Annotated in this window: 6 protein-coding genes; 2 read left to right on the plus strand and 4 right to left on the minus strand. The window is 73.0% G+C overall.

The features are described from left to right. Positions 1–732 precede the first annotated feature (732 nt). From ACFV2J_RS31235 to ACFV2J_RS31250, 4 genes are all read right to left on the minus strand, one after another. The gene (locus ACFV2J_RS31235; RefSeq protein ID WP_385441772.1) at positions 733–3,123 is read right to left on the minus strand and encodes a DUF3488 and DUF4129 domain-containing transglutaminase family protein; all 2,391 of its coding nucleotides are present in this window, start codon (positions 3,121–3,123) and stop codon (positions 733–735) included. Further along, a complete protein-coding gene (locus ACFV2J_RS31240) occupies positions 3,120–4,478 on the minus strand; it encodes a DUF58 domain-containing protein (RefSeq protein WP_385093400.1) in 1,359 nt (452 codons plus the stop codon). Before ACFV2J_RS31240 ends, ACFV2J_RS31235 begins: the two co-directional genes overlap by 4 nt. Further along, positions 4,478–5,521, minus strand: a complete 1,044-nt coding sequence (locus tag ACFV2J_RS31245; protein ID WP_385093403.1) for an AAA family ATPase — start codon at positions 5,519–5,521, stop codon at positions 4,478–4,480. The genes ACFV2J_RS31240 and ACFV2J_RS31245 overlap by 1 nt, the downstream gene beginning before the upstream one ends. Before the next feature lie 263 nt (positions 5,522–5,784). Beyond that, positions 5,785–6,348 carry a beta-class carbonic anhydrase gene (locus ACFV2J_RS31250; protein ID WP_385093406.1) on the minus strand — a complete coding sequence of 188 codons (564 nt, stop codon included), beginning with the start codon at positions 6,346–6,348 and terminating at the stop codon, positions 5,785–5,787. 433 nt (positions 6,349–6,781) lie between these two features. On the opposite strand from ACFV2J_RS31250, the gene rsmH reads away from it, so the two are divergent. Both rsmH and ACFV2J_RS31260 read left to right on the plus strand, forming a co-directional pair. Beyond that, on the plus strand, positions 6,782–7,738 hold the full coding sequence (gene rsmH, locus ACFV2J_RS31255; RefSeq protein ID WP_385093409.1) for a 16S rRNA (cytosine(1402)-N(4))-methyltransferase RsmH: 957 nt from the start codon (positions 6,782–6,784) through the stop codon (positions 7,736–7,738). Positions 7,739–7,858: 120 nt separating this feature from the next. After that, entirely contained in the window at positions 7,859–8,512 is a 654-nt protein-coding gene (locus ACFV2J_RS31260; protein WP_385093412.1) for a hypothetical protein, read from the plus strand. Positions 8,513–8,616 lie beyond the last annotated feature (104 nt).

Consider the following 8,616-nt stretch of genomic DNA (forward strand, 5'->3'; position numbering starts at 1 on the left):
GGGTGGGGGGGTCCCCCCCGGGGGGGGGCCCCCCCCCCCCCCCCCCGATGCCACGTGCCCTTGCCTTCGGCGACGCCACCCGCCCAGCCCGACCCCGGGGACCGGACCCACCGGACCCTTCAGAGCACAGCGACCCGACCGGAGCAGAGCCCGATCGGCGTGCGGCCTGACTGGCGTGCGGCCTGACCGGACCACGGCCTGCTGGCCCCCGGCCCGACCGGCGCTCGCCTTGACCGGACCGCGGCTGACCAGTGCCCGGCCCGACCAGTGCCCGGCCCGACCAGCGCCCGGCCCGACTGGCGCTCGCCCTGACCGGACCGCGGCTGACCAGCGCACGGCCCGACCAGCGCCCGAGCCGACCGGAGCGCGAGCCGACGGTCCACGAGCCGACCGGTGCACCAGCCGACCACCGCACGACCGGACGGCCGCAGCTCACCCGCTGCCCCAGCTCACCCGGTTCCGGGGCTCCCCTGGATGCGCGACTCACCCGGTGCCGCGGCTCCCTTCGGTGCGCGACTCACCTGGTGCCGCGGCTCCCTTCGGTGCGCGACTCACCCGGTGCCGCGGCTCCCCTCGGTGCGTGGCTCGCCCCGTGCCGCGGCTCGCCCCGGCGCGCGGTGGATGCCGTCCGCCTGCCCGTCCCGGTGCGAGCCCGGCTCGCGAACCCGTGTGGCCCGCACCCCCGGCCGGGAGATGCGGGCCACACGTGGTGTCCGGCGTGGTTGCCCGGCGTCAGCCGTTCTGCCCCGAAGGGCGTCGCAGCAGGGACTGCCTGCGGGCCGCCAGGCGGGCCGTCACATCGGCCCGGCGGGCGGAGGCCGCCCAGGCCACCCTGATGGCTGAGCGGGGCGCGACAACCGCCCGCAACCGGGTCGTCCGGCCGGCCGTGAGGCGCAGGGCACCGGCGACCCGGCGGGCGTCCTCGGCGAGTCCCGCGGCCGGCCGGGGACGCGGAGCGTAGAGAACCTGCTCCACCGCCGCCGCCACCCGGTGCACCGCCTCCGCCGCCTCCCCGTCGAGAAGCCCGAGCCGCACGATCCGTGCCGCGGCGTTGCGCGGCGTCAGGGACTCGTCCGGCACGATCCCGTAGTCCCACGCCGTGTCGGTCACCTCCAGCCAGGCCGCCAGCGTGTAGACCGCCGCGTCCTCCTCGCCACGGCCGTGCGCACCGAGCCGCAGGGACCGGACCCGCAGCCGCCACAGCATCGGCAGCAACGGCAGCGCCAGCACCAGGAGCCCCAACAAGGTCAGCCCCAGGACCTGGAACAACGGTGTGCCGTCGTCCTTGGAGCCCACCGCGGCCGACGCGGACTGGCTCGCGCAGCCCTCGAGCCGCTTCAGCTGGGCCGAGCAGGTGGTGCCGGCCGACGGCGCGGTGGACGGCGCCGCGGACGCCGAGGTCGACGGCGTCGGCAACGTCGGCGTGTTCAGGCCGGGGGTGTCCGTCTGGGTGTAGTCCGGCACCGAACCCCGGTTCGGGGTCGGCTCGAAGCGGGTCCAGCCCACCCCCTCGAAGTACAGCTCGGGCCAGGCGTGCGCGTCCCGCAGTCCCACCGACATCGAACCGTCGGCCTGCTGGGTCCCGGGCGTGAAGCCCACCGCCACCCGGGCCGGTATCCCCAGCGTCCGGGCCATCGAGGCCATCGCGAAGGAGAAGTGGACGCAGAAGCCCTGCTTGTCCCTCAGGAAGCGCGCGATCGCGGCCGAGCCGCTGCCGACCTGCACCTGGGTGTCGTAGGTGAATCCGCCGTTCACCGCGAAGTAGTCCTGGAGCTTGACCGCCTGCTCGTAGTGGTTCGCCGAGCCCTCGGTGACCTTGCGCGCGGTCCGGGCCACCACCGAGGGCAGCGACTCGGGCACCTTGGTGAACTCGCGCCGCAGGGCGGCCGACGGCTCCGGCGCGTCCGCGAGCTGCGCCGCGGTCGGCTGGACGATCAGGCTGGTGACGTCGTACTGGACACCGCGCGTGTTCTGGCCGTGGTCACCGACGAGGGTGCGGCCCACCGGCTCGTAGCGCCAACTGCCCTTGATGCTCACGTGACTCGCGGGATACGGCATCGGAAGCCAGTCCTGCGCGTACCAGTCGGCCGCCGCGATGCGGGTGCGGATCTCGCTGCGCCGGACGTCCGCCCCGAGGCCGATCGGTGTCGGGAACGTGTCGGGCACGTCCTGGATGTGCCGTTGGGCCGGCTTCCAGGCCGTGCCGTCGAAGTCGTCCAGGGACACGATCCGCAGATACATGTCCTGGGTGTTCTCGGAGTTGGTGCGGTAGGACATGACCTGGCGGTCCTCGTCCACGTTCAGGCTGTCGCGCAGGGAGACCAGCGGGTTCACCGCGGAGATCGTGCCGCCGCCACCGGAGCCCGGGCCGACGCCCGCACCGGCGGCGTTCAGCAGACCACCGTCGAGCGCGGGGAGACCGAGCGGCACCACCAGGGCGACACCCAGCGCGACCGCGCCGATGCGCCGCCCCGTACGGACCGGTGCGGTCGCGCCCGACGAGAGGTCCGGGCCCTGTGCGCGGGGTGCGCCGCCGAAGACACGCCCCCACTGCGAAACCCGGTCACGGCCCTCCGCCAGAAGCAGCATCAGATAGCCGCCGGCCGCGAGCAGGAACCACAGCCAGGCGGCCCCGCCGCCCGAGAGCCCCGCGGCGACCGAGTACAGCGCGAGCAGCGGGAGTCCGGCGGGAGCCGCGCTGCGGAAGGTCACCGCGAGCGCGTCCACCGCGAGCCCGATCACCAGGACACCGCCGACCAGCATCAGGCGGATGCCGTCGGACAGCGGCGCCGGTATCGCGTACCGACCGACGTCGTCCGTGCCCGTCCGGAGCAGGTCGCCGAGGTGCTGGAACGCCTCCGGTCCGGGGACGAACCCGAGGAGTGCCTGCTGCCGGGCGAAGACCAGGGTCAGCAGCATCAGCGTCACCAGCGCCTGCGCCGCCACGGTCAGCGGCCGGGCCAGCGGGACCCGCCGGGTCAGCGCGCCCACACCGGCCTGCAACGCCAGCAGGAACGCGGCCTGGAACAGCCAGGTCACCGGATCGATCAGCGGCAGCAGGGCGCACGCCGCCATCAGCGTGGCCGCCGTCGAGCACAGCGTCAGGCGAGCGCGCCCGCTCATCGGACGCCACCCCCTGCCGTGCTCCCCGTGGACGCCGCGCCCGTGCGCTGCCGGTCCGCCAGCCGCCACAGGTCGGCGAGATCCGCGCCACGCGGCACCGTCACGGCGGTCCAGCCCGCTTCGCGCAGCATGCGCAGTCGATCCTCGCTTCTGCCCAACGGGCCCGGGACGTCGGTGGGTTCCCGCACCCAGGCCTCGCTGTCCAGCAGGAAGGCGATGGCTCCACCGCTGCGCTGGCGCATCTTGGCGAGCACCGTCGCCTGCTCCTCGTCCAGGTCTCCGAGAAAGGCGATCAGCAGCCCTTCGTTCCCGCTGCGCAGGACGTCGTAGGCGCGGGACAGCCCCGTGCCGTCCGAGTGGTCGATCACCGCGAGCGTGTCCATCATCAGCCCGGCGGCGTCCGCCGACTGCTGGCTCGCGCCCGCGAACCCGTCGGCGCCCTCCCCGGGCACCGAACTGCCGTCGTCCGTCAGCAACCTGACCGAGAAACCCCGCTCCAGCATGTGCACCAGCGACGACGCCGTGCCCGAAACCGCCCACTCGAAGGCCGAGTCGGGACCCGCGCCCTCGTAGGCGATGCCCCGGGTGTCGAGCAGTACCGTGCAGCGGGAGCGCTGCGGCTGTTCCTCACGACGGACCATCAGTTCGCCGTAGCGCGCGGTCAGGCGCCAGTGCACCCGGCGCAGGTCGTCGCCGTAGCGGTAGCCGCGCGGGATGATGTCGTCCTCGCCGGCCAGCGCCAGCGAGCGCTGGCGTCCCTCGCCGTAGCCCTTCGCCTCGCCGGTCAGCCGCACCGGCGGCAGCGACTCCACGCGCGGGATGACCGTCAGGGTGTCGTACGTGGAGAAGGAACGCGTCAGCTCGCACATGCCGAAGGGGTCCGTGAGCCGCAGTTGCAGCGGCCCCAGCGGATAGCGGCCACGCAGGTCGGAGCGCACCCGGTAGGACACCTCGCGGCGGCCGCCCGCCTCCACCCGGTCCAGGACGAACCGGGGCCGCGGCCCGAGGACGTACGGCACCCGGTCCTGGAGCATCAGCAGTCCGGTGGGCAGCCGGGAGACGTTGTCCATCCGCAGATGGACCCGGGCCTCGGAGCCGGCGGGTACGCGCCCGGGGGAGAGCCTGCGACTGCCCGCGACGCGGTACCTGGTGCGGTACAGCACGGTCGCGCAGACCAGCGGAAGCGCCGCGAGCAGCAGACCGACCCGGAGCAGATCGCTCTGCCCCAGGACGTACGCGCAGATCACGGCGGCGACCCCGGCGGCCAGGAAGGAGCGTCCGCGTGTGGTGAGACCGGCGAGCGCGGTGCGCAGGCCGCCCTTCTCGTCCTCGGCGGCGCCCGTCCCCCCGGACATCACAGCCTCCGGGGCGGCTGCTGGCCGAACGCGGGCGCGCCGCGGCCCATGGTGAAGGCGGAGCCGGCCTGCTGCTGGGGTGCGGCCGGAACCGGGGTGTGCTGGAGGATCTCCTGGACGACCTGCTCGGCCGTACGACGGTTCAGCTGCGCCTGGGCGGTGGGGAGCAGACGGTGTGCCAGGACCGCCACGGCGAGCGCCTGGATGTCGTCCGGCAGCGCGTACTCCCGGCCGCTCAGGGCGGCGGACGCCTTCGCCGCGCGCAGCAGGTGCAGCGTGGCACGCGGCGAGGCGCCGAGTCTCAGGTCGGGGTGGGTGCGGGTGGCGGCGACCAGGTCGACCGCGTACCGCCGGACGCTGTCCGCGACATGGACCGTGCGGACGGCGTCGATCAGCTTCACGATCTCGTGCGCGTGCGCCACCGGCTGGAGGTCGTCCAGCGGGTTCACGCCGCCGTGGACGTCCAGCATCTGGAGTTCGGCCTCCGCGCTGGGGTAGCCGATGGAGACACGGGCCATGAAACGGTCGCGCTGGGCCTCCGGCAGCGGGTAGGTGCCCTCCATCTCGACGGGGTTCTGCGTGGCGACCACCATGAAGGGGCTGGGCAGTTCGTAGGTGGTCCCGTCGATGGTGACCTGGCGCTCCTCCATCGACTCCAGGAGCGCGGACTGCGTCTTGGGCGAGGCGCGGTTGATCTCGTCGCCGATCACGATCTGCGCGAAGATCGCGCCCGGCTTGAACTCGAAGTCCCGGCGCTGCTGGTCCCAGATGGACACACCGGTGATGTCCGAGGGAAGCAGGTCGGGCGTGAACTGGATACGCCGCACCGAGCAGTCGATGGACCGGGCCAGCGCCTTGGCGAGCATGGTCTTGCCGACGCCCGGGACATCCTCGATCAGAAGATGCCCCTCGGCGAGCAGCACGGTCAGCGAAAGCCGTACGACCTCTGGCTTGCCCTCGATCACTCCTTCCACCGAACTGCGGACTCGCTCCACAGTGGCGGTCAGATCCGTGAGGCTCGCTCGATCGTCATAGGTCGTCACCCGGCCCTCCTCGGCCCTTTCTCGGGCCGACGCCCTGTGCGGACCGGCCCACCCCGAAAAACGGACACCACGCGTGAAGTTCCGCGTGACGCCACACCCGCATTCTTGTTGCCGTTACCGGTTCGTGTCACTCGCCTGTGGATAACTGGCTGCGATATGTCGGGTCTTACGGGCTTTTGGGCGCCGGAAGGTCGGGGTTGTTTCGTGAAGCGAGGGTCCCACGGCGGCCCCCTGAGGTTGTACGAGGGGGCCGGTGGGCGCGTTCAGGCGGGATCGATCTCCCGCAGCAGACCTGTCGTCACGTCGAAGACGAAGCCGCGCACGTCCTCCGTGTGGAGCAGGAACGGGGAGGTGCGCACCCGCTGCATCGACTGGCGTACGTCCTGTTCGACGTCCCGGAAGGCCTCGACCGCCCAGGCGGGACGCTGGCCGACCTCCATCTCCAGGTCGTGCCGGAACTCCTCGGTGAGGGACTCCAGACCGCAGCCGGTGTGATGGATGAGCACGACGCTACGGGTGCCGAGCGCCCGCTGGCTGATCGTGAGGGAGCGGATGACGTCGTCGGTGACCACACCGCCCGCGTTGCGGATGGTGTGACAGTCGCCGAGCTCCAGCCCCAGCGCCGCGTGCAGGTCGAGCCGGGCGTCCATGCACGCGACCACGGCCACGTGCAGCACGGGCCGTGCGTCCATCCCGGGATCGGTGAACGCGGCGGCGTACCGGCCGTTCGCGTCGACGAGGCGATCGGTCACGGTGCCGTCGGGGGCGACGCCGCGGGCCGATATGGCGTCTTCGGGCTCAGTGGGTACGGATGCAGAAGTCGTCATAGCTATGACGTTACTGGTCACGTATGAAGTAGTCCTGCTGTGAGGGTGGACAAAGAACGCCATCATCCCTTGTTGTGAGGTAACCCACATGGGCTCTCAGTACCGTCTGTATGGGTGATCTTCGCCGATGCACGGCTTCGTCCGGGGCCTGATCGAGGAGCGCTCCGCGACGCGCAGGCCGGTTGATTGACCGCGAGACGGCGTGGACTAAAGTGACGCGAAGCGGGAGTCGAGACTCCCTGCTGGACTGTTTTCCCCCGGAGACCCGGCGATTTACCGGCGTCTTCCCCGCGTGCGCGGCGCGTACGTACGGCTCGGCCTCCTCCCGCTCCCGGTCGGCTGACGCCACTCACCCGGCGGCAGCAGGCCTCCCCTTCTCGAGCGGGTGGGGACCCGGCGGTGCGTGCGACCGTGCCGGATCTGAGAGGGCCCCTTGAGCCAGAGTCGACACGTCCCGGTGATGCTCCAGCGGTGCCTGGACATGCTGGCCCCGGCCCTCGCCGAGCCGGGAGCCGTCGTCGTCGACTGCACGCTCGGACTCGGTGGCCACAGCGAGGCGCTCCTCACCCGGTTCCCCGAGGCACGGCTGGTGGCCCTGGACCGCGACAAGGAAGCGCTGCGCCTCTCCGCGGAGCGGCTCGCGCCCTTCGGCGAACGCGCCACCCTCGTGCACGCCGTCTACGACGAACTGCCCGACGTGCTCGCCCGCCTGGACGTCCCGCGCGTCCAGGGCGTCCTGTTCGACCTGGGCGTCTCCTCCATGCAACTCGACGAGGCCGACCGAGGGTTCGCGTACGCCCAGGACGCCCCGCTCGACATGCGCATGGACCAGACGACCGGGATCAGCGCGGCCGAGGTGCTCAACACCTACGCACCGGGCGAACTGGTACGGATCCTGCGCGCGTACGGCGAGGAGAAGCAGGCCAAGCGGATCGTCTCCGCCGTGGTGCGCGAGCGCGAGAAGGAGCCGTTCGACAACAGCGCGCGGCTCGTCGAACTGATCCGCGACTCCCTGCCGCAGGCCGCCAAGCGCACCGGCGGCAACCCGGCCAAGCGCACCTTCCAGGCACTGCGCATCGAGGTCAACGGCGAACTGAGCGTCCTGGAGAGGGCGATCCCGGCCGCCGTGAAGGCGCTCGCCGTCGGCGGCCGGATCGCCGTGCTCTCGTACCACTCGCTGGAGGACCGTCTGGTCAAGCAGGTCTTCGCGGCAGGCGCCGCCACCACCGCGCCGCCCGGCCTGCCCGTGGTGCCCGAGCGCTACCAGCCCCGGCTCAAGCTGCTCACCCGTGGTGCCGAACTTCCCACCGAGGAAGAGGTCGCCGAGAACCGGCGAGCGGCACCCGCGCGGCTGCGCGGGGCCCAGCGCATCCGTGAGGAGGCCGAGTGAGGCGCAGGGAGGGGGAGAGCGAGTGAGTGGGACACCCGAACGCACGGCGCGGCCGGCGGCCGGCGGCACACCCCCGCGACGCGACCACGGGTCGGGAAAGCGAACCCGCCGGGAGGGCCTGTGAACAGGAAACCCGAACTCAAGGGCCGGGCCGCCCGGCTCGCCCGGCTTCTCCCCGCCGGCGCGGCCAACGCCGCCCGCACCCCCTTCGTCCTGCTCGTGGTGCTCCTGCTCGGCGGCGGACTGATCGGCCTGCTCGTGCTGAACTCCGCGCTGAGCGAGGGCTCCTTCCACCTCGACGACCTCCAGAAGGGCACCAAGACCCTCACCGACGAGGAGCAGGCGCTGCAACGGGACGTGGACGCGTACTCCGCGCCCGACGCCCTCCAGCGCCGCGCCCGTGAACTCGGCATGGTCCCCGGCGGCGATCCCGCCTTCCTCAACCCGGACGGCACCGTCAGGGGCGTCCCCGGGGCGGTCGCCCGGGACTCGGCCCTGCGGGACCCGGCGACCCGGCCACCCGAGGTCCTCGCCGCCTCGCCGACCGCGACCCGTACCCCGCGCACCGCCACCCCGGCCACCGGCACCCCCGCCGCCACACCCGTCACCCCGGCCACCGGCACCCCGGCCGTCACCACCCCGGCCGCCACCCCCCGGGCCGCCGGTACCCCCAGCACCCCCGCCACCTCCCGCGCACGGTCCCTCGCCTCCGTTCCCACCCCCACCCCCGCACTCACCCCGTCCACGCAGCGCTCCTCGACCCCCGGCAGGTGACGGAAGTGTCCGACAGGGAACCGCCGCGCCGCCGTGTGCCCGGCCCCGCCCGGCCCGCACGCCCCGGCGGCCAGCGCCGCCCGGGCCCCGGCGCCCGCCCCGCC

This window comes from Streptomyces sp. NPDC059668 (genome assembly GCF_042734135.1).
In the GTDB taxonomy this organism is placed as follows: Bacteria; Actinomycetota; Actinomycetes; order Streptomycetales; family Streptomycetaceae; genus Streptomyces.

Excerpts from the sequence above, each read along its gene's own strand:
- ACFV2J_RS31235 (WP_385441772.1), bottom strand. The coding sequence starts at position 3,123 with ATGAGCGGGCGCGCTCGCCTGACGCTGTGCTCGACGGCGGCCACGCTG.
- ACFV2J_RS31240 (WP_385093400.1), bottom strand. The coding sequence starts at position 4,478 with ATGTCCGGGGGGACGGGCGCCGCCGAGGACGAGAAGGGCGGCCTGCGC.
- ACFV2J_RS31250 (WP_385093406.1), bottom strand. The coding sequence starts at position 6,348 with ATGACGACTTCTGCATCCGTACCCACTGAGCCCGAAGACGCCATATCG.